This window comes from Hwangdonia lutea (assembly GCF_032814565.1).
Classification (GTDB): Bacteria; Bacteroidota; Bacteroidia; order Flavobacteriales; family Flavobacteriaceae; genus Hwangdonia; species Hwangdonia lutea.
Window position 1 is genome coordinate 2,960,151 of sequence record NZ_CP136521.1, and the last position, 22,499, is coordinate 2,982,649.

Genomic DNA, 22,499 nt, shown 5'->3' on the forward strand with positions numbered 1-22,499 from the left:
TGGTCTCGATTTAACAAAATTTAACATTTGACTTTGGGTGCTAAGGTGGAAATACGATAAAGTGTATCAGATTTTATTTTTAGTATTATGGGAATTGTTAACTATACTAGATTATCCCCCCTTTAATTGGTCTGTAAACCCCCATAACCAATTTAAGTTGATTTGTAAATTTGAAATGTAAAAACGACTGTTATGATTAAAACTCTACGTCTTACTCTTCTATGCTTAATTTTATTTCAAACCCAACTAAAAGCTCAAAACCCGAGCCTATTGTATCAAAATTGGGTAGATGCTCAAATTAATAATACGGAGCCTATATTGCCAACCTTTAGTTATGCTGGTTACCATAATGGGGAAGTTGGCTTGCCCTCATCCTTTTCACAACCTGTTTTTGATGTTACCAATTATGGAGCCGTGGCCGATGATGGAATTTCCGATAAATCAGCCATTATGGCTACAATTGCAGCTGCAGAAGCTAACCCTAGTGGTGGCATCGTTTTTTTTCCTCCGGGACGATTTGTCGTGAACGACGATGCTGTAGATGATTTGAGCGAAGTTATAAGGATTTCAAAAAGCAACATTGTTATAAAAGGAAGTGGTTCTGGAATAGGTGGTACTGAGTTATACCAAAAAGATAATACAACGCACCCAGATATGGCAACAAAAGATTGGGTTTGTCCGTATCTATTTGTGTTCTGGAATGGCGAGGATTCAGTAAACACTTACATCACAGATGTTGTAGGTAATGCTGATAGAGAAACATTTACGCTACAGGTTGCAGATGCTTCATCAATTACTGTGGGGCAGTGGGTGGAGTTGTATCTTAAAGATACGAATTCTGCTTTGTTGGCCGAAGAATTGTCACCTTACACTACCTCAGACTTATATCAACCTTCAAATTTAAAGATTGTGAATGATGGTGTTCAGGTTAGGGAAGTGCACAAAGTTGTAGGCAAAAGTGGCAATACCATTACCTTTAAAGAGCCTATCCATAGAGCGGTAAACGCCACTTATGATTGGAAAATAAATAATTTTAAAGCACTCGAAGAGGTAGGTGTTCAAGATTTAAAATATACGGGTGGTTTCATCTGGAACCACATCCACCACAGGGCACCTCAAGAATTATATCCGGGTGAACCGGTAAACGGCCCGAACGCCTATTTGAGCTCATCGGGATGGAGCGGTATTCAGTTTAACCATGTGGTAAATGGGTGGATTTCCAATGTTGAGTTTTCAGATATGTCACAAGTAGCACAGTTTAAATTTTCTGCAAACTGTACAGCTTTAAACAATCGATACACAGGAAACCCCGGCCATAATTTTATTGTTACTAACTCTGCAACGGGTTGTTTTATCGGTAAAAATATAGATTATACGTCAGGAATATGGCATGGTGCTGGAGTTAATGCACTGTCGATAGGTAATGTGCTTTGGCGCAACGAGAGCCCGCAGAATGGTAATTCCGGAATGGAAATTCATGCCAGCCAACCCAGGGCGACATTGTTCGATGTTTGCAAAGGCGGTTTCTTTTTTAACCAAGGAGGTTCTACAGGTGCGTTGCCCAATCACTTACGACACATGGTATTGTGGAATTTTGAAGGGGTTTCGTACCAAGCTACTGGGGTTAAATCGTGGCGACCCAATTCAGAAACCAGATATGCCAAATTTTTAATGCCAATCATTTCTGGACTGCAAGGGTTTACTATGTCCACTGAGGCCAATCAATATCAAGAAAACGAATCGCAGGGAACACCGGTTGATGAAGAATCGTTATATGAACATCAATTGGAATACCGATTGGGAAGCCTGCCAAGTTGGATTGACGAAGAAGCACCTAGTCCGTTTTATCCTATTTTTCATTACGAGGATTTTGGTGCTGTAAACCGTGGTTACTCGGTACAGGTTATAGCAAATCCCGATTCGCAGGACGAATCTAAAATAGGCAAAAGAATAAGTGATATACCAGACGCAAGCGATTCCAATAATGAGTTTACCGAAACACGCCCTTCAGTTAGAATTCCAGCCAACCAAGCAAGAGATCAAAGAGCGCTTTCAATTGTAGGCACTTCTTCAAATACTAACTACGAATTAGAAGCTTGGGTTGTTATGCAAACTGTAGATGTTTCAACTAGCAACCCTTATATAAGAGTAGCCGACACTCACAAGTATATCAGTTTTTGGACTGAGCAACGCTATGCCAATGGTGGTATTTCAGCTTTAGAAGCTTATGTTTCTACAGATTATACCAATAATGTATCTACTGCTACTTGGACCAATGTAACCTCTAGCCTTAACCAAATTGCGACTTCTGGCCAAAATCCGCAAACCTATATCAAGTCTGTATTAGATATTTCGGCTTACAACAGTTCTAGTTTTACTTTAGCTTTTAAATATACTAGTAGCCCGTCTGCTTGGTCTCCAACTAATAGAAACGGTACGTTTTATATATCAGATGTTAAGTATTTTGTATCCAGTGCGCCACTATCAAGTCAAGTTTTTGTAGCTGAAAGTAAAACCATTAAGGTGTTTCCAAACCCAGTTTCCGATAGGTTATACATTCGCGTTGCAGACAATGCGTTTAAGATACATTCTGTAACGTTACTCAATGTGATGGGCAAAACAGTATATAAAAGTGAAAAAGCCTATGATGACATTGATGTATCCCAATTGCCATCGGGCATATACTTTTTAAGGTTAAAGGACGCCAATAGCGACAATACCGTTACAAAAAAGGTCATGATACGATAAGGTTTTATACCAATTTGATTTTATTTGAATAAAAAAGGAGCGACAGAATATGTCGCTCCTTTTTTTAGATGTATTTCAATGAATTGAAAATGACTATTCTGTTAAAGTAACTTGTAAGGGATTATTTATTTTATTTGAAAAATCGTTTAAATAATTTTCCCATTCCTTCTTAGAGTCAAACTGACCACTTTTTTGCCAGGTAAAACCTGCATAATACACCACTTTGTTGTCTATTACATTAAGGTGTGTATAAGCATTACTGAGGTCTTTGGTGTCTACATCGTAAGTTTCAAAGTCAACAAAAAATTCTTTTGGAGCAACAATGGCCGTACCTATTTCAGAATCGGCGTGGGGCTGCCAATAGCTTACCCAGCCGTTCGCTTTGTTACCGGAAACCTTACCGTCTTTTTCGTGTAAAGTCAAACCTGCTGATATGTTTTTAACTCCTGTAATAGAGGTGTTGAATTTTGAAAAATTCTGCCCCAAATCCAAACTAATCACTTTTGATTCTTTTATGATATTTCCAGCAGCGTTCCAATTTTCGTACTCTAAATAAAAACAAGTTCGTAATGGGCCTGTGGTTATGGTACGCCATTTGGTGTAGTTTTTAGAGTAATAATAAGTGCTGTCCACTTTTACCGCAATACCGCCAACACCACGGCTTACCCCAACATGGAAATTGTCCAAGCCCTCGCCAGTATCTTCGTGGTAGGTGCCATCGGTTTCGGTTTCTTTTTTGTACCAATTGTTGATGATGGGATGCTCCACGCGCTTTAGCCACGCATCAACGCCACTCGAGAGTGTGCCACCGGGAACGTTGTCTTCAATCATTTTTTGTGCCGTTGGCCCATAAACACGAAAAGCGACTTTGTTGTTTTCCCATGCATAATCATCAGTACGCTCGGGTACAAAACGTGAGTAGCACAACTCTGGTGCTTTTGGTTTTTCTTCTTCGGTAACGGTTACTATTTTAAAAGTAGTTTCGGCATTGGCCTTAATTTTTGGTTGAAACAATATTATGTCCATAGTGCCATCACCATCCTTATCAACGGTTTGCGCAAGTTCTAGTTTATTTGTTTCTGTGTTTAGAATACCCGTTGTGGTAAGGTCTTCAACCTTTAAAAAAGATTTGGTTAATTCTACGGTTTCAAAAGTTCTTTCAACGTTTAGTGTGTTTTTAACGCTAATAGTTGTTGCTTTCTCCTTGTTTTCGCAAGAAGAAAGCAACATTAAAGTTGAAAAAAACAAAATCGATTTACTAAGTTGTTTCATCTGATTGTTATTTTTATTCGTTTGCTGGTTTACCAATGGTGGCCAAAATACCGCCATCTACATAAACTACGTGGCCGTTAACAAAATCACTAGCCTTTGATGCCAAAAATATAGCAGCGCCCTGCAAATCCTCGGGTTCTCCCCAACGTGCGGCAGGCGTTCGTTTTATAATAAACTCATTAAATGGATGACCGTCCACTCGGATCGGTGCCGTTTGGCTCGTGGCAAAATAGCCCGGGCCAATACCGTTGGTTTGGATATTAAACTTCGCCCATTCGGTTGCCATACTTTGCGTGAGCATTTTTAAGCCCCCTTTGGCGGCAGCATAGGCACTAACTGTATCTCTGCCCAATTCACTCATCATGGAACAAATGTTTATGATTTTTCCGCCACCGCGCTCAATCATGCCTTTGGCTACGTATTTCGAAACTATAAAAGGGCCTACTAGATCTACTTTTATAACTTGTTCAAAATCTTCTGTTTCCATCTCAACAATAGGTGTCCTTTTTATAATTCCTGCGTTGTTAACCAAAATATCAATGGGGCCAACCTCAGCTTCAATTTTTGTGATGGTGTCTTTAACGGCTTTATCGTCTGTAACATCAAATACATAACCATGGGCATTTAAACCACAAGATTTGTATTCTTCAATAGCTTTTTTTAGAGAGTCTTCGGTGTGATGGTTTACAACAATGGTAGCGCCGGCATTTCCCAAACCTTTAGCCATAGCCATTCCTAAGCCATGTACAGCACCGGTTACAAGCGCTACTTTTCCTGTTAAATCAAATAATTTAGTGGACATATTTTATGTATGTTTTAGTTGTTATCGTAACTCGTTAATTTTACAGTGATCCATGTCCCCGTAATCTAAGTTTTCGCCTGCCATTCCCCAGATAAAGGTGTAGCTGCTGGTTCCTGAGCCAGAGTGGATGGACCATGGTGGAGAGATAACAGCTTGGTTATTGCCCATCCATATATGTCTAGTTTCTTGCGGTTGGCCCATGAAATGGCACACTGCTTGATCTTCTGGTACTTCAAAGTAAAAGTACACTTCCATACGTCTGTCATGCACGTGAGCTGGCATGGTGTTCCAGGAGCTTCCGGTTTTTAGTGTGGTCATACCCATTTGCAACTGGCAGACATCTACAACACTGTTAACAATGTATTTTCTAAGAATACGGGCGTTTGCGGTTTCTGGCGAGCCCAACTCGATAACCTCGACATCATTTGTACCGATTTTTTTGTTGGGAAAGGCCTTGTGTGCTGGTGTTGAATTTAAATAAAATAAAGCAGGATCATTTGCAGATTCACTACTAAAAACCACATCTTTATTGCCCTGTCCAATATATAATGCCTCTTTGTGCTCCAATGTGTATTTGGTGCCATCGACGCTCACCGTTCCTGTCTGGCCTACGTTGATAATGCCCAATTCTCTTCGTTGTAAAAAATATTCAGATTTTAAAGGATCAATAGTTTCCAATTTTAGCGGACTACCTGTTGGCACAGCACTTCCTGCAATAAACCTGTCGTAGTGTGTGTACACCAAGTTTATTTTATCTTGTTCCATTAAGTTTTCAATTAAAAACTCGTTTCTTAATCTTGCAGTGTCATAAGATTTAACATCCTGGGGAGAGGCTGCATATCTTGTTGAATAATGTGTTTTCATATTGTAAATTATGATTAATAAATGACAAATATAGCTAATTTAATTCAAAATACAATCGATTGTATTTTATTTAATTGTTATATTTGTTCGAGTTAAATGGGTGGATTATTAATAATGGAAATAAATAAAGTTACCATACATGATATTGCTAGGGCACTAAATATAGATAGCTCTACTGTTTCAAGAGCTTTGAACAATAGCTCTAGAGTTACTGAAAAAACTAAAATTAAGATTCTTGAGAAGGCGGAAGAACTCGGGTATCAGCGTAATGCATTAGCATCGAACTTGCGTAAAAGGGTAACTAATACCATAGGTGTTGTCGTGCCCAGGATTTCGCGTCACTTTTTTGCTTCTGTCATACAGGGTGTCGAGGAAACGGCTTATTTGGCAGGGTATAACGTTTTAATCTGTCAATCTCTGGAACAATTGGAACGAGAAACGAAAATCACCGAAACCTTGGTGGCTAATAGGGTAGATGGCGTGCTAATATCCATATCTATGGAAACAACCAATTACAATCATATGTTCCGTTTAAAAAACAGTGGTATTCCTTTGGTTTTTTTTGATAGACATTGTAATATTCCGGAAACTAATAATGTGCTCATTGATGATTTCAAAGGAGGGTTTGATGCGACACAACATTTAATACTTAAAGGATGTAAACATATCGTTCATTTTTCAGGACCGCAAACCTTGGAAATCTATAAAAATAGATATGAAGGTTATAAGGCAGCATTAAAAGCGAGTAATTTGCCTTATAAAGAAGAGTATGTTGTCAGTTCAAGATTGATGGAGCTTGATGGAACTAACAATGCAAAAAAACTTTTAAAACAAAAGTTGGTTTTTGACGGGATCTTTTCTGCAAATGATGTTGCTGCTATTGGAGCCATGAAATATTTAAAAGAAAATGGCGTAAATATACCAAAGGATGTCGCTATGGTAGGGTTTAGCAACGAACCAACATCAACTGTGATTAATCCAACATTAACAACTATCGATCAACCAGGATTGGAAATGGGTAAAGTTGCCACAAAATTATTGTTGAAACATATAAAAAATCAAAAAAAACAAATCTCGCCGCAAACCATTATAATGGACTCTAAATTAATAGAACGCCAATCATCAAAAAAATGAATTTTAAAAGATATATAGCATTACTTATATATAGTCTGTGTTTGTGTTCCGTTTTTAGTCAGGAACAGGAGCGCGATTATAAAGCATTAAAATTTCGAAATTTCTCATTGCAGGAAGGGTTGTCCCAAAGCTCTGTGCTAAGTATTATACAGGATAAAAAAGGCTTTTTATGGTTCGGGACTCGAGATGGATTAAACATATTTGATGGCAATGAGTTTAAAGTGTTTAGACACCATTCTCAAGATTTTGGGAGTTTAAGCAATAGTTTTGTTAAAGTATTGCATGAAGATGCTGGAGGAAACTTGTGGGTTGGTACCCTTGATGGTTTGAACAAGTACAATAAAGAAACGAATACGTTTCAGCGCTATACGATTAAAACGGAAGAAAAAAGATTCGATAATTTTGAAATCTGGAGCATAGCCGAAGATAAAGATGGCTTTTTGTGGATAGGAACCAATTTAGGTTTGAAAAAGTTCGATACTAAAAAAGGCTGTTTTGTTAAATTAAGTGGTACGCATTCAGATGCGGTCTTATTTAGCACACCCGTTAGAGCCTTATTGGTATCAAGCGACCAAGAATTATGGGTAAAAACGACCGAACATATTGGGGTTTATAATTTAAAAACAAGGGGTGTAAAGTATTATGAATACCCGAAAGGTACAGCAATAGAACTCAATAAAAATAACGTTTCGGTGTTTTATCAAGATAAAGATAAAAACATTTGGCTAGGCTTCAAAGAAGGCTTATCCGTTTTAAATAAAACGACCGATTTATTTGAGTTCTTTAGCTTAACAGCTCAAAAAAAGCGAGCGGTTACCGACCATGTAAGGAGTTTATGTGAAGATTATCTAGGAAATATTTGGATAGGCACCTATAATGGACTTTATATTTTAGATGCTAGTAAAAAAACAATATCACATGTCGTGCATGATGAGAAAAACCCAAATAGCCTAAGTCAAAACTCAATTTATAAAGTATATCAAGATATTAAAGGTGATATTTGGATAGGTACATATGCCGGAGGTATTAGTTACTATGATAGGAGTTTCGATGTGTTTCAGCATTTTTCATCGGGTGCCGATCAAACTAAACTTAATTACAAAGTTGTAAGTGCATTTATTGAAGATGAAAATAACAACTTATGGATAGGTACCGAAGGTGGAGGTATTAATGTGTATAGCAAAAAAACAGGAGTGTTTACTTACTACAAAAACAACCCCAAGAACGCTAATAGTTTAAGCGCCAATAACGTTAAAGCGATGATTCAAGATCGTGCGGGTAATTTCTGGATAGGCACCCATGATGAAGGTCTTAATTTTTTAAACCCAAATAAATCGCCATTTCAGTTTAAACATTTTAAAAATGAGCCACATAACGAAGGTAGTTTAAGTAGCAATAGAATCATTGCTTTATATGAAGATGAACAAAATCATATATGGATTGGGACCTCGGGTGGAGGATTGAATGTATTAAACCCTGAGGCCAATACAGTAATTCGTATAAAAGACACCTTAGGTTTAATGGGGAAGTTAATTTATAAAATAACGAAGTCTTCTAATAAAAATGAGCTTTTAATAGGTGGTAGCAATGGGCTTGCTGCTATTAATATAAACTCCAAAAAAATATCTAAAGTTAATTATTTAGGACCTGACAATTCCCAAATTTCTGACGCCGTAATCTCCATTTATAACGATACCCATAACAACCTCTGGGTCGGTACCGAAGGAGATGGACTCTATAGGTACAATAAAGACACCAAAGAAACATTAAAGTTTGATACTACAAAAGGATTACCAAATGATGTTATATACGGTATAGTGGCAGACGATGCGAATCATATTTGGCTAAGTACAAATTATGGGTTGAGTAGAATTCATTTAAAAACCTACCGGATTAAAAACTTTAATGCCTCAGATGGGTTGCAGAGTAACGAGTTCAACTATGGGGCCTATTTAAAAAATAAAAAAGGCGAACTGCTTTTTGGTGGCGCGAATGGCTTTAACATTTTTGATCCCGAGGCTATAACCGAAAACACCTTTGTGCCTCCGGTAACAATTACAGAATTTAAAGTTAATAATAAACCGTATTTAAATATTTCTGATTCCATTCAGCACATTACCCTAAAGCATAATCAAAATGTTTTTAATTTTGATTTTGTTGCATTAAGCTTTTCACAACCAGATAAAAACCAATATGCTTATAAATTAGAGGGTTTTGACACCGAATGGAACTATATAGGCAATAAAAAGTCGGCGACCTATACCAATTTGGATAGCGGAGATTATGTATTCAAAGTAAAAGCCTCTAACAACGATGGGTTATGGAATGAAAAGGGTGCAGCTATGTCATTAACCATATTACCGGCACCTTGGTTAACTTGGTGGGCCTATTTATTCTATGCTGTGTTATTAACGACCATAATTTTGATGGTTAGAAAATATAGTTTAATTAGGATTAGAGAACGTAATGAATTGAAACAAGAACGTCTTGAAAAAGAGAGGATTGAAGAAGTTAATAAGCTTAAATTAGAATTGTTCACTAATATATCTCATGATTTTAGAACACCGCTAACCCTCATTTTGGGCCCCTTAGAGCGACTTTTGAAAAGAGATGATTTAGATACATTTGTTAGAGGTCAGCATGAAATAATGTACAGAAATGCCAGTACCCTAATGGAGTTAATCAATCAGCTTCTGGATTTTAGAAAAAATGAATCAGGAAAGCTTTTGCTTAGGGCGTCAAAAAACAATATTGTACCGTTTGTAAATGAAATTAAATTGGCATTTAACGAGTTGGCAAGAGCTAAAGATATAGATTTCACACTCACATCAAGAGAGCAAGACATTGAAGTGTGGTTTGACCAAACTAAACTCAAGAAAATTATTTTTAATTTATTATCCAATGCCTTTAAGTTTACCCCAAATGGAGGTAGGATTACCATTGAAATTAGTATCTCAGAAAAAACTAAAAACTTAAAAACCAAAAGATGGGTAAAACTTAAAGTTACGGATAATGGCAGGGGTATTTCTAAAGCGAACAAGAAATTTATCTTTGATAGGTTTTATCAACTGGGAGAACGATCGGGCACAGGCATAGGTTTGTCTTTAACAAAAAACCTTGTTGAATTGCATAAAGGCAGCATAAAAGTAAAAAGTAGCGAAAATAAGGGCACTGCTTTTAGTGTAAAACTTCCTTTAGGTCATGCTCATTTAAATAAAGTTCAAATGGTAGAAACAAAAGTTTTAAGTGAAGAAAACAAAACTTTTAATATAGAAAAAGCAGCCTATGTGGATAAGAGTATAGTAGAACAACAAGAGCAAAAGCCCATTGAAACCATGCCTTTGGATAAATCGCTTTCCACTATTCTAATTGTAGAAGATAATGTTGAGGTTCGCACATTTATTAAATCTATTTTCTTAAAAAGTTATAATGTTTTAGATGCAGAAAATGGTGTGAAAGCTATAGAAATAGCGAAATCTTATGATATAGATTTAATAATAAGCGATGTTATGATGCCTGTTATGAATGGTATGGAATTGTGTGACAAAATTAAATCCAATATAAAAACAAGTCACATTCCAGTTATATTGCTTACTGCAAAAACCTCTCAAGAAAACCAGAAGTCGGGGTTTCAATTAGGTGCAGATGCTTATATAACAAAGCCATTCGATGCCCATATTTTAGAGGTTAGAGTGGTCAACTTATTAAAATCAAGAAAAAATTTAATAAATAAGTTTAAAAAAGATATCATCTTGCAACCTAAAGAACTTACGGTGACTTCTGCAGATGAAAAGTTTTTGAAAAAGGCTATACGCATAGTTGAATCCAATATATCGAATCCTGAGTTTTCTATAGCTAGTTTTATCGATGAGATGGGGACGAGCCGTTCTGTTTTGTATAGAAAACTCAAAGCATTAACAGATCAATCCATTTCAGAGTTCATTAAAACCATAAAGCTAAAACGAGCAGGGCAATTGATAAGCAAATCCGATATGAATATTTCTGAAATCGCCTATGATTTAGGTTTTAACGATTTAAAACACTTTAGAAAATCGTTTAAAAAACAGTTCAATGTATTGCCTTCTCAATATCGGGAGAGTCATTCAGATTAATTTATGATTTTATTTTGGATTTTTATACCAATCCTTTACTTCTGTTGCTAAATACTAGAAAAAACGGTGGTTTTTATACAAAATTGAACTGCTACCCGCTTCTAAAAGAGCATTGTTTCCCCCTTGAAAAATAGAATTAGAATTTAAATTTACTTCTGAAAAACTAAACCATATAATCACAATTAAAAAACAAATTAATGAAAAATCATCTCAAGCTATTTTTAACAAATCCAAAAAGAAGTAGGATGCTGCTTCTTATGATTTTGTGTGGAGTGTTGTGTAGCTTCTCTACTTATGCTCAGGTAAAAACGATTACGGGGGTTGTTACAGACGAAATCGGTTTGCCGCTTCCTGGGGTAAACGTACTGGAAACAGGAACATTAAATGGTGTAACTACCGACTTTGATGGGAAATATTCCATTCAAATAAATTCAGGAAGTTCAATTACATTTAGCTATGTAGGTTATAAAACCCAGGTAGTTAGCATTACAGACCAAAACAAAATAGATTTATCGTTAAAACCAGATTTACAACAATTGGATGATATTGTTGTTATTGGTTACGGTTCGGTGCAGAAAAAAGATCTCACAGGTTCTGTAGCCACGGTAAAAATGGATAAGCTAACCGAAGCTCCTGTCGCCAATTTTGATGAAGCTTTGGCAGGACGCGTTGCGGGTGTTCAAGTAAGTGCTGGCGGTGGCGAACCTGGAGCGGGCATGGATATTGTAATTAGGGGTGGTAACACGGTAAATGGCGATAATTCTCCGCTTTATGTTATGGATGGGTTTATTATAGAAAACTTCAATCCTGGTTTGGTAGACCCTTCAGATATTGAAACCATGACGGTTTTAAAGGATGCCTCGGCAACAGCCATATATGGTGTTCGTGGAGCCAATGGGGTTATTATTATTACAACAAAGCGTGCTAAAGCTGGTAAAACAAAAATTAGCTATGAAACACGTTTGGATATAAAAAATGTTTCAAAAACCTTAGATGTTTTAGAACCTTATGAATTTTTGAGGCTTTCTTCTGAAATTAACGAATCAAGTACATCAACGCGATTCTTTTCCGTTTTCGATGAAGATCTTGGACAAAGTGTGCAGGTTGGGGATATTGAAGATTATAGGAATGAGAAAGGTAGGAATTGGCAAGATGAAGCTTTTAGAACAGCTTATTCTAAAACCCACAAACTTAATATATCTAGTGGGGGTGAAAAAACGAGAATAAACGCCTCTATTAATGCTGTAGAGGATCAAGGCTCCTTATTAAAATCTGAATACAGCAGGTTAAATGGACGAATGACGGTAAACCATAAAGTTAATGATAAATTGGATGTAACGGCAGATGTGCTGTACACGAATTACGTACAAGAGGGGCTTGATACCAAAGGAAATTCATCGTACTCATTTTTAAGGAGTTTGATAACTTATAACAACGTGGCAAACAAATTTATAGATTATCCAGAAGGTGTCGATCCATTATCCCAGGTAAATGATGATTATGACGGGTTTAATGTGGTTGTTTGGCATCCAATCGTATCTTTAAATAACGAATATAGAAAACGTGAAAATGACCAGTTTATAGGTAATTTAAGACTTAAATATAAAATCTCTCCAGTGCTTAGATTTGAAACTCGAGCAAGTTTTAGTCGACAATTTAGGAACACGGGCATTTTCAATAACAGTAAAACGGTTTATGGCCGACTATTAAGTAAAATTGATGGTATAAATGGCTCTTTAGATGAACAAAAATGGAAAAATTTCTCTTCGGTAAATACCTTAAATTTTAAGAAGAAATTTAATAATCATTCTTTAGACGGACTAGTTGGGGTAACTCTAAATATTAGAAAAACCTCTAGAACACGTTTCAGATCTATCGATATTCCGCAATATCTTGAAAACTTAGGAATCAATGCGTTAGATGGCGGAACTTTAGATAGTTCTGACGATATTAGCGGTAACGCAGAGTCTAGAATTTTTTCAGTATTAGGAAGGATAAACTATGGTTATAAAGGAAAGTATTTATTTACGGCTTCAATAAGGCGTGATGGGTCTTCAAACTTCCCAAAGCAAAATAGAATAGGGTATTTCCCCTCAGCAGCCTTATCGTGGAACGCCGATAAAGAAAGCTTTATTGAAAATTTAAACATTTTCTCGCAATTAAAGTTTAAAGTGGGCTATGGTAAAACAGGTAATGATAGAATTCCTGGTACTGCAAGATTTGAGTTTTTAACCGATAGTAATGCGTCGTACTTTTTTGGCGGGCAAACCGTTCAAGGACAACGTCCTACTAGTTTTGGTGCTAATCCAAATTTATTTTGGGAAACCACAGAGCAATATAATGCTGGTTTAGATATGGGCTTCTTTGATGATAGGCTATCCTTATTGGTTGAGGTTTATCAAAAAGACACTAACGACCTCCTAATTAATGCCGATACGGCTTTATCTCAAGGCTTTGAATCTGTGTGGACCAACACAGGGCAGGTAAGAAATAGAGGTTTGGAGTTTAGCTTAAATACGGTTAATGTGTCAACAAAGAACTTTAAATGGACTTCAGATTTCAATATTTCTTTCAATCAAAACACCATTGTGTCATTACCTAAAGGAAAACCAATTTTTGGCCAACCCAATTATTACAGATTGTTGAGCACTAATCAATTTCTTGTAGAAGAAGGACAGCCTTTGGGTAATATGTTTGGTTACATTTCTGATGGGGTATATCAAATCGAAGATTTTGAAAACTACGATGCTGATGCCTCTACGCACACATTGCTTCCTGGACAAGCAAGTTACAGAAGCCACCAACCTGGTGATGAAAAATACAAAGATTTAAATGGCGATGGACAAATTACAGGAGCTGATAAAACCATCATAGGTAACGCTTTACCTAAACATTTTGGTGGGTTCGGTAACACTTTTACCTATAAAAATTTCCAATTAAGTGCGTTTTTACAATGGTCTTATGGAAACGATATATTAAATGCCAACCGACTTGTGTTGGAAGGTATGGACCGTCCTAATCAAAATCAATTGGCTACAACACTTAACAGATGGACGCCGGAAAACCAAAATACCACTTTACATAGAGCTGGAGGCCAAGGTTTTCAGGATATTTCATCACGCATCGTTGAGGATGGGTCGTACCTTAGGTTAAAAACGGTTAATTTTTCTTATAATTTTTCAAAAGATGTGTTAGAGAAATTAAAATTGAATAGTTTAGAATTGTACCTATCGGGGCAAAACCTAATTACATGGACAGACTATTCTGGTTTTGATCCCGAGGTTTCGGTAGCGAATTCTTTAATAACGCCTGGTATTGACTATTCGGCATACCCAAAACACAGAACATTTAGTTTAGGTTTAAATGTTTCATTCTAAAAAAAAATATATCATGAAAATAAAATTTATAATAATTACAATTCTAACGGCATTTCTATTTCAAGGCTGTGATGAGCAATTAGAAATCGCACAAGAGGATAATATTACTTCTGAAACTCTATACGGTACACCAGCTGGTGCTTTAGCGGGTTTGGCAGGAGCTTACAGTCGAGTGGTTGCGGTCTATAGAGAGGCGGTAATCAACGCTCAGTACCCAACGAATTGGACAGACGAAGGATTCTATAATAGAAAAGGAGCTCGAGATATCCGAAAAAATAATTTTACGGCTTCAGAGCCAATGTTAAAAGATATTTGGGGCACCTATTACGAAGGGATTTCTGCCGCGAATACGCTTATAGTTGGTCTTGAAAAATCGCCTTTAGAATTACAAGTGAAACAAGAATTCACTGCCGAAGCTCGTTTTTTAAGAGCATTTCTTTATTTTGATGTGCAAAAGGCATTTGGGGGTACTCAAGGCGTACCAATGCCATTGAAAGAAACCAATAAACAATTGTTGCCACGAACCCCGGGTATTGATGTGTACAAACAAATTGTAGCAGACTTAGAGTTTGCAGAGCAGTATCTACCCACAGCCGCAGAGGCTACTCCTGGTAGAGCAAGCAAAAGTGCTGCAAGGGGATTGTTGGCTAGAGCATACTTGTATATGGCCAGTGCGCCATTTAATGAAGCAGGGGCTTATGAGAAAGCGAGAGATTGGAGTAAAAAAGTTATCGATGATCCCTACCACGAATTAAACCCCGTTTATGCTGATATATTTAACGAATTGGCAAGAGGAAACTATGAAACTAAAGAAACCTTATTTCAAATAGGCTTTTCTTTTGCAGATTTAGACTCTAACCAATCTTCTAAACTAGGATCAGCTTTTGGAATAAAGTTCGACGACGAAGAGTGTAGCAGTGGCGACGGCCTTAAAGGCAAAGGATTTGGCTTAACTTATGCTACAGTTAGCTTGGTTTTAAAATATAGAGCAGACCCCAATGACGAAAGAGGCTTATGGAATACGCTGCCCTACTTTAATAAAAGAAATGATAATTGCCAGTTAGGGTTAATAAATAGCCAATTTATGATTCCGGCTTCAAAATACCGCAGATATTTGGAGCCTAATACAACCAATACCAGCTATGGATCACATCATTGGCCGGTATTGCGCCTATCCGAAATGTATTTAATATATGCCGAGGCGGTAAATAAAATTGCACCGGGTTCTAACGAAGCCTTAAATGCAATTAATGAAATTAGAAACAGAGCTAATGCAACACCGATATCAACCATTTCTGATGGGGCTATTCAAGAAGAGCGCCTGTTGGAGTTATGCTTTGAAGGACATAGAAAATACGATTTAGTGAGATGGGGTTTATTGAAACAAAAAGTGGACGAAACTAAAACCACCATGGAAACTTTAGCAGCAGATCCTAATTTTAATAATGAAGACTGGACTACCTTTGGAACTTTTTCGTTAGGCCCTAACGATATTCCTGTGTTTGGTAGCGAACCCATAAATAATAGCCCAAGGCGAAATGTAATGAATGCCTCCTTCGATTTTTATGATGGGTATAATGATTTTGATCCTAGCAAGCATTACATCTTACCGATTCCAGAACAAGAATTGGGTGTAAATACTAATTTAAAACAAACCACAGGTTGGTAAACAGTCAACAGATTTTATAATTAAAAGAAACAATTAAAATGAAAAAATCAATTTATTTATTAACCATGCTACTCTTTGTAATCTTAGGGATTCAAAGTTGCGAAGACCTTGAAGTTGTGGAGGTCCCAAGTTTTGAAGTTGTTTTTGATGCTACCGCTAAAGTGGGTGAACCTGTAGAGTTTAAAGTAAATAACGCACCTAACTTTTTATATTTTTATGCTGGAGATTTTGAACATCAATATAAATACCGAGATAGAACCAATGCAGAAGGTACCGTAACCATGTCTTTTTTAAACTCTCAAAAATGGGGATTAGGTGAGAATAGTGAAGGACTTTTAACAGTTTGGTACTCTAAGGACTACGATGGCAGTGGTGTCCCAGAAAGTGTTAATACGGCTACATGGACAGAAATAACCGATAGGTTCAATATTTCTACTTTATACGATTTTACACTTCAAGAATCTGGAGTTGTTGATATTACAGATTTGGCCGATGGTAACCCAATTTATTTCGCCTTTAGATATTTTTGCGACGATAACAGTACAAGACCTGCAGAATGGTGGTTGGACGAATTAAACATCCAAATGGATGTAGCCGATGCTCCAGCTGCTTTGACAGTAGCCACGGAAAAAGTTCCAGGATTCAAACCAGTTGACGTGCAAGGCGTTGATTCTCGTTGGAATGCCAATAAATGGTACTGGAGCAGCGATAAAGGAAGCAACGGGCTTTGGAGGATGCGAGGGCAGGTTAAAGTTGGTGGACAATGGATTACTAATGAAGATTGGTTAATTACGAACGCTATTAATCTAACTAAGGTAAATCCAGATAAAGGAGAGGCGCTAAAAACGTATTCTGAAAAACTTGAATCCTTTGAGTACACTTACTCCAAAGCAGGTACCTATACCGTGACCTTTATAGGCAATAATGAAACCATACACGGTAAGGAGGAAGTGGTAAAAGAATATACTATTACGGTAACAGATTAAACATCAGTTTGTTTTAGTGGCCCCAATGTTCTGCATTAAGCTTATGCAGTCTTTGGGGCTTTTTTATTATAATCATTCTGTATTATGGATGAAAAGCCCCCCTTTTATGAACACACACCCCCTGTTAGAAACGAAATCTTCTGCTTAGTTTTATAGTATTCAAACTTTAGTTACAGTATCAATAACTTTTAAACAATTTTAATATTATGAAAAAAATTACTCAAAAATTATTCTTTTTAATCTTTGGATTGTTAGCATTTTCCATTAGTGCCCAAACAATCTATTACGAAGATTTTAGATATGAAAACGAAAGCAGAGGCTTCACGGTTCAGAAAGTTGCTTTAGGGGGGCAAGCCGCTAATCAAGTAGGAAAAAGGGTGAATGATGTGGTAGATGCTTTAGATTCCAGTCCAGTATTTGATGAAAGTTCTAGACCCACTAACAGGATACCAGCAGGAGCAGCGAGAGACCAAAGAACCATTGCGTTTACTAATACCAGTGGGTCACCAGCGGATACCAATTACGAAATAGAAGCCTGGGCTTTAATGACCAATCAGGATTTGTCTTCAGCCAATGCTCCAAAAGTATCCTTTTGGACACAACAAAGATATGTTTTTGGTGGTGGTGCAACCCTAACGGTTTGGGTTTCTGAAAATTATACACATGGCAATGCGCCAAACACAGCGACATGGACTGATGAAACCAGTAACATTATTGGTAGTATTGCTACTTCTGATGTGTCTCCTCAAACCTATGTTAAAGGAGAGCTTGATTTGTCTTCGTATACAGGTTCATCAGTGACCATTGCTTTTAAAATGGTTACAGATAATTCAGCCTTTAATGCTGGGGTTAGTCAACACGGTACATTTTATATTTCGGATGTAAAGTTTGAAGCAACACCTCAAGATGTTGCCGATGGTGCGTTTTCTGCTTTAAATACAAGTTCATCTGGACAGACAAACATATTCAACACTCCAAGTGCTTCAATTTCTGACTCTAACTTTTCCAATACAACTAAGTGGGCCGATGTGTTAACTACAGCCACTTCTGTACCAAGATTGGCAAATGGCGTATTGATTCCAATTGGTGAAGGATATAAATTTGAGGTTTCGAGCGCCTATAATCCTATCGCAGTTACCGAAGTAAGATATATATTGGCCAATGGTACATCTAATAAAGGCGCTCCAGACGAGTCAAAATGGGTTGTACAAGGAAGTAATGACGATACCAATTGGGACGATTTATGCTCTCCAGTGGGCATGTTTAGCGGAAATAGCGGTGCCGGTAGCGAGTATCCGATTACCTTATCAACAACACAGGCGTACAGATATTACCGCTTTGTGCTGTCAACGGCATGGACACCAAATTCGGCCTATACGGCATTACAGCAATTAGACTTTACCGTAGATAGCTCTGTTGTTTTATCCACCAAGGATAACGTGTTGGATCAAGCATTCTCAATATATCCAAATCCAGCAAGAGAGACATTAAATATTAGCAGATTAGACTCTAGTATTAACATCAAAAGCACAAAGCTTTTAGATATTACGGGTAAGGTGGTTTACAAGACAGATGTTGCTAAATCTATCGATGTAAGTCAATTTTCACCAGGACTGTATCTTTTAAAGTTAGAGTCTAAAGAAGGTGGTGTTTTAACCAAAAAAATCATCCTAAAATAATTAGTGACTATTAATTGTCAATAAAGCCTCAACTACTTCATATTATAGTGGTTGAGGCTTTTTTTATGCCTTTAATAGGTTAAAATGAACAGGTATGACCGCTTTAATGAACAATCATACCCTCAGATTTTTTTATTAAAATAACAATCTTTGTTTCGGTACTGCATGTCATTTTGTTTAAATACGTAATTTGAGATCAGTCAAAAAATAATATAATTTAAAATTGAATTAAACCATGCGATTTAAAATCCTTTTCTTAACCTGCCTCGCTTTTTTAGTGGCTTGTAAAAACTCTAATAAAACAGAGGACGTTTCAACTATTTCTAAACCCGAAATCGAAATCGATTTACAAAAACAGATTAATGATTGTGAAAATCAATTGGAAATTGCAGTTCCTAAGTTAACCGATTTAACAAAGCATCCACGCCTTATAGAAACTGATGCAACTGAATGGAAACAAGTAGGAAACCATAAACTAATTTGGACCTCTGGTTTTTACCCAGGCGTATTGTGGTATGCCTATGATGTTACAGGGAATAAGCGTTGGAAAGACGAAGCGATAAAACGCACCGAGGTTTTTGAGGATTTTAAAAACATTACCGAGCATCACGACATTGGATTTATGATGTTTCCCGCTTATGGTCTGGGTTACAAAATTGGTGGTAAAAAAGAGTATAAAGATATATTGCTGACCTCAGCGGCTTCGCTGGCCTCAAGGTTCAATCCTAATGTAGGCACCATAAAATCGTGGTCCAACAAAATGCACCCAAGGTGGCAACAACATATTACAATTATCGATAATATGCTGAATTTGGAGTTACTGTTTTGGGCGGCAAAACACGGTGGCGATAAAAAGTTTTACGACATTGCCGTGAAACATGCCGAAACCACAATGAAGAATCACTTTAGAGACGATTATACCTCGTGGCACGTTTTAGAATACGACTCCATTAACGGCAATATTTTAAACAGACATACCAAGCAAGGTTATGCAGACGATAGCCGTTGGTCGCGCGGACAAGCTTGGGGCGTATACGGTTACACCATGGTTTATAAAGAAACAAAAGATAAAAAGTTTTTAGATTTTGCTCAAAAGATAACAGATGCGTATTTAGATTTATTGCCAGAAGATATGGTGCCAGCTTGGGATTTTGATGTGCAAAGCGACCCCAACGAAGAAAAAGATGCCTCAGCAGCGGCCATAGTAGCCTCAGCATTATTGGATTTAAGCACTTTGGTAGAATATGAAACAGATCAAAAGCGCTATTATAATGCAGCCGTTAAAATGTTAAAATCTTTAGGTTCAGAAAATTATTCAGGAGTTGGAAAGGCAGATTCATTTTTATTGCATTCTACTGGTGCAAAATCGTTGGGGCATGAAATCGATGTGGCGCTTATTTATGCCGATTATTATTATATTGAAGCCTTATCAAGATTAAAAAAAATAAAGACAAACAATAAATTATAGTATTTTTTAAAATGAATTATTTAAAGGTTTTTTCATTCGTTTTTATAGCCATATTTATGGTTTCTTGTAAGTCGAAGTCAAATTCAGATGAAGATAAAACCAAGAAACCCAACGTCCTATTTATTTTTCCCGACCAGTTTAGAAACGCAGCAGTTGGTATTAATAACCAAGACCCTGTTTATACGCCTCATTTAGACCAACTGGGAAAAGAAGGTATGGTTATATCCAATGCTATTAGTAACTATCCATTATGTAGCCCATACCGTGGGATGTTAATGACAGGAAAGTTACCCTATAATAATTCGGTGCTGAGCAATAGTAATTCAAGACGCTATAAATACAACAACTCTTGGCAAAAGGATGATATAAGTATTTCCGACGTTTTAGTGAAAAATGGTTATGATGCAGGTTATGTGGGGAAACTTCATTTACGATCACCAAAACCAATCCCTGGAAAAGACACGGTAATCTGGGATGCTTATCAACCTAAAGAACTACGGCACGGATTTAATTTCTGGTATGCTTACGGTACCTTTGATCAGCATAATACACCGCATTATTGGATAAATGATGCTGAGGAGGACGAACTGACTTATGTTAATGAATGGTCACCAAAACACGAGGCTGATGTCATTATCGATTACATTAAAAATCCATCATCACAAACTAGAGATGCAAACAAACCTTTTGCTTTATTTTGGTCTGTTAATCCACCACACCCTCCTTATCAATACGTTCCTGAAAAATATTTGGAGCATTATAAAGACAAACCTTTAGATGAATTACTGGTAAGAGGAAATGTAGATTTGGATACGGATGCTGAAGATTTAGCATTTCATTCTGGAGCAACAAGGAAGCGTACACATTTGGCTAAAGAACATGTGCGTAACCATTTTGCCATGGTTACCGGTGTAGATGCTCAAATAGGGCGTGTTCTAAAAGCCCTAAAAGATCAAGGATTAGAAGAAAATACCATTGTTATCATTACCTCAGATCATGGTGAAATGATGGGAAGCCACGGATTAATGTCTAAAAACGTTTGGTTTGAAGAAGCCATAAATGTGCCTTTTATTATTAAGTGGCCAAAGAAAATTAAAAGTAATCAAAAAAGTGATTTAATTGTGAGTGCAACCGATATAATGCCAACCCTTTTAAACCTGGTTGAAGCTACCAACGGCATGCCTATGGATTTGGATGGTCAGGATTTATCCTCAATTATTTTAAATGACGAAGGAGATAAACCGACCTCGGCCTTGTATTATTTTATTTTAGAAGGGCAGCCAGAATCTGGACACCGAGGTATACGTACCCACAAATATACTTATGTGATAACTATCGACAAGAAAAACGTAGAACGCAAGTTTTTATATGATAATGTTAGGGATCCATATCAACTAACTAATTTAATAGGAAGCGATGAAGATTCCGAAAAGAGACTTCATGCGGAACTGCTTAAAAATTTAAAAGAAAAGCGGGATCCGTGGTTGAAAAAATATCAAAATTTATAATGGGTGTTTAATGACCAAATTAAGTGTGTTCAATCGTTCAAGGGCCTTAAAACTAGGTTTCAAACTAATTAAACTTAGTTTCAGCTTCAGTCTTATCATATTTATTTTCAACTGTGAAAACCAAGATAGATCGAGTGCTTTTAAAAGTAACCTTGCCAACAAAAGTGTTGCTGGACTAATCGGTTCAGAATATGCCGTAAACTCCAGGCATGAATGGAACATAGCTAATAATAGGATTGAATGTTTGGTGAGCACCGAAGATCGAAAGATGTATTTGCGCACCCATCAACTTTCAGATCAAAAAGGTGATTTAGAAATGCGGGTAAATTTAGGTTTTTATAATAATAAAATAACAAGTTCCAATATCAATTGGGCTGGATTTAATATCGGATTTCAAGGTCCGTTTAAGCAAAATCTTGATAAGCCCAATGATAATAATGGCATAAATCTAGGTGTTTGTACAAATGGTACCTTGTTTATTGGTGACCCTGGGCCTAATCAAAAAAATGACTTGGTGATTGATCAGCTTTCACAAGGAATAAGTCTCGTATTAACAATCCAACCAGATGGAGAGACCTATACCTTGTTGGCTGCCATTTATAACAGGGAAACGGGCGCACTACTGTCTAAAGTATCAAAAAAGCAGGTCATGCCCAATGAATTATCCGGACGGTTGGCTCTTGTTAGTAATTTTGAAAATTTGGGTAACCCTAAATTATACAAGGAGAAAAGCGTCTGGTTTAAAGATTGGAACGTGAGGGGATCTAAAGTAATAAAAAGTCCCAACAACCTAGAACAGCAAAATGAGATTAAAAGAAATTAAACGTGGTGCTTAGGTTAATATTTTAATAAGTTTCACCGTTTTATAAATGCATAGATT

13 protein-coding genes are annotated in these 22,499 nt (G+C 36.8%); 10 read left to right on the plus strand and 3 right to left on the minus strand.

Annotated features, from left to right (window positions below):
- Positions 1 to 192: 192 nt before the first annotated feature.
- On the plus strand, positions 193 to 2,748 hold the full coding sequence (locus RNZ46_RS12780; protein WP_316982555.1) for a DUF4955 domain-containing protein: 2,556 nt from the start codon (positions 193 to 195) through the stop codon (positions 2,746 to 2,748).
- 93 nt (positions 2,749 to 2,841) lie between these two features.
- Here the strand turns inward: RNZ46_RS12780 and RNZ46_RS12785 are convergent, their stop codons facing one another.
- The 3 genes from RNZ46_RS12785 to kduI are packed head-to-tail and all read right to left on the minus strand — an operon-like array spanning position 2,842 to position 5,686.
- Positions 2,842 to 4,020, minus strand: a complete 1,179-nt coding sequence (locus RNZ46_RS12785; protein ID WP_316982556.1) for a BT3233 family polysaccharide utilization protein — start codon at positions 4,018 to 4,020, stop codon at positions 2,842 to 2,844.
- A 13-nt stretch (positions 4,021 to 4,033) separates the two neighbouring features.
- The gene (locus tag RNZ46_RS12790; protein ID WP_316982557.1) at positions 4,034 to 4,822 is read right to left on the minus strand and encodes a gluconate 5-dehydrogenase; all 789 of its coding nucleotides are present in this window, start codon (positions 4,820 to 4,822) and stop codon (positions 4,034 to 4,036) included.
- Between the two features lie 21 nt (positions 4,823 to 4,843).
- Positions 4,844 to 5,686, minus strand: coding sequence for a 5-dehydro-4-deoxy-D-glucuronate isomerase (gene kduI / locus RNZ46_RS12795; RefSeq protein ID WP_316982558.1), 843 nt, complete (start codon positions 5,684 to 5,686; stop codon positions 4,844 to 4,846).
- Positions 5,687 to 5,782: 96 nt separating this feature from the next.
- On the opposite strand from kduI, the gene RNZ46_RS12800 reads away from it, so the two are divergent.
- The 9 genes from RNZ46_RS12800 (at position 5,783) to RNZ46_RS12840 (ending at position 22,442) form a co-directional block, all read left to right on the plus strand.
- Complete coding sequence (locus RNZ46_RS12800; RefSeq protein ID WP_316982559.1) at positions 5,783 to 6,820, plus strand: LacI family DNA-binding transcriptional regulator; 1,038 nt, start codon at positions 5,783 to 5,785, stop codon at positions 6,818 to 6,820.
- The gene (locus RNZ46_RS12805) at positions 6,817 to 10,932 is read left to right on the plus strand and encodes a hybrid sensor histidine kinase/response regulator transcription factor (protein WP_316982560.1); all 4,116 of its coding nucleotides are present in this window, start codon (positions 6,817 to 6,819) and stop codon (positions 10,930 to 10,932) included. Before RNZ46_RS12800 ends, RNZ46_RS12805 begins: the two co-directional genes overlap by 4 nt.
- 197 nt (positions 10,933 to 11,129) lie before the next feature.
- Positions 11,130 to 14,309, plus strand: coding sequence for a SusC/RagA family TonB-linked outer membrane protein (locus RNZ46_RS12810; RefSeq protein WP_316982561.1), 3,180 nt, complete (start codon positions 11,130 to 11,132; stop codon positions 14,307 to 14,309).
- Between the two features lie 13 nt (positions 14,310 to 14,322).
- Entirely contained in the window at positions 14,323 to 15,978 is a 1,656-nt protein-coding gene (locus RNZ46_RS12815) for a RagB/SusD family nutrient uptake outer membrane protein (protein ID WP_316982562.1), read from the plus strand.
- Between the two features lie 38 nt (positions 15,979 to 16,016).
- Positions 16,017 to 16,964: a DUF5017 domain-containing protein gene (locus RNZ46_RS12820; RefSeq protein WP_316982563.1), complete on the plus strand. Its 948-nt coding sequence runs from the start codon at positions 16,017 to 16,019 to the stop codon at positions 16,962 to 16,964.
- Positions 16,965 to 17,170: 206 nt separating this feature from the next.
- Positions 17,171 to 18,643 carry a T9SS-dependent choice-of-anchor J family protein gene (locus RNZ46_RS12825; RefSeq protein WP_316982564.1) on the plus strand — a complete coding sequence of 491 codons (1,473 nt, stop codon included), beginning with the start codon at positions 17,171 to 17,173 and terminating at the stop codon, positions 18,641 to 18,643.
- A 235-nt stretch (positions 18,644 to 18,878) separates the two neighbouring features.
- Positions 18,879 to 20,111, plus strand: a complete 1,233-nt coding sequence (locus RNZ46_RS12830) for a glycoside hydrolase family protein (protein WP_316982565.1) — start codon at positions 18,879 to 18,881, stop codon at positions 20,109 to 20,111.
- Positions 20,112 to 20,122: 11 nt separating this feature from the next.
- Positions 20,123 to 21,619, plus strand: coding sequence for a sulfatase family protein (locus tag RNZ46_RS12835; protein WP_316982566.1), 1,497 nt, complete (start codon positions 20,123 to 20,125; stop codon positions 21,617 to 21,619).
- Between the two features lie 10 nt (positions 21,620 to 21,629).
- Positions 21,630 to 22,442 carry a hypothetical protein gene (locus tag RNZ46_RS12840; protein ID WP_316982567.1) on the plus strand — a complete coding sequence of 271 codons (813 nt, stop codon included), beginning with the start codon at positions 21,630 to 21,632 and terminating at the stop codon, positions 22,440 to 22,442.
- Positions 22,443 to 22,499: the final 57 nt, after the last annotated feature.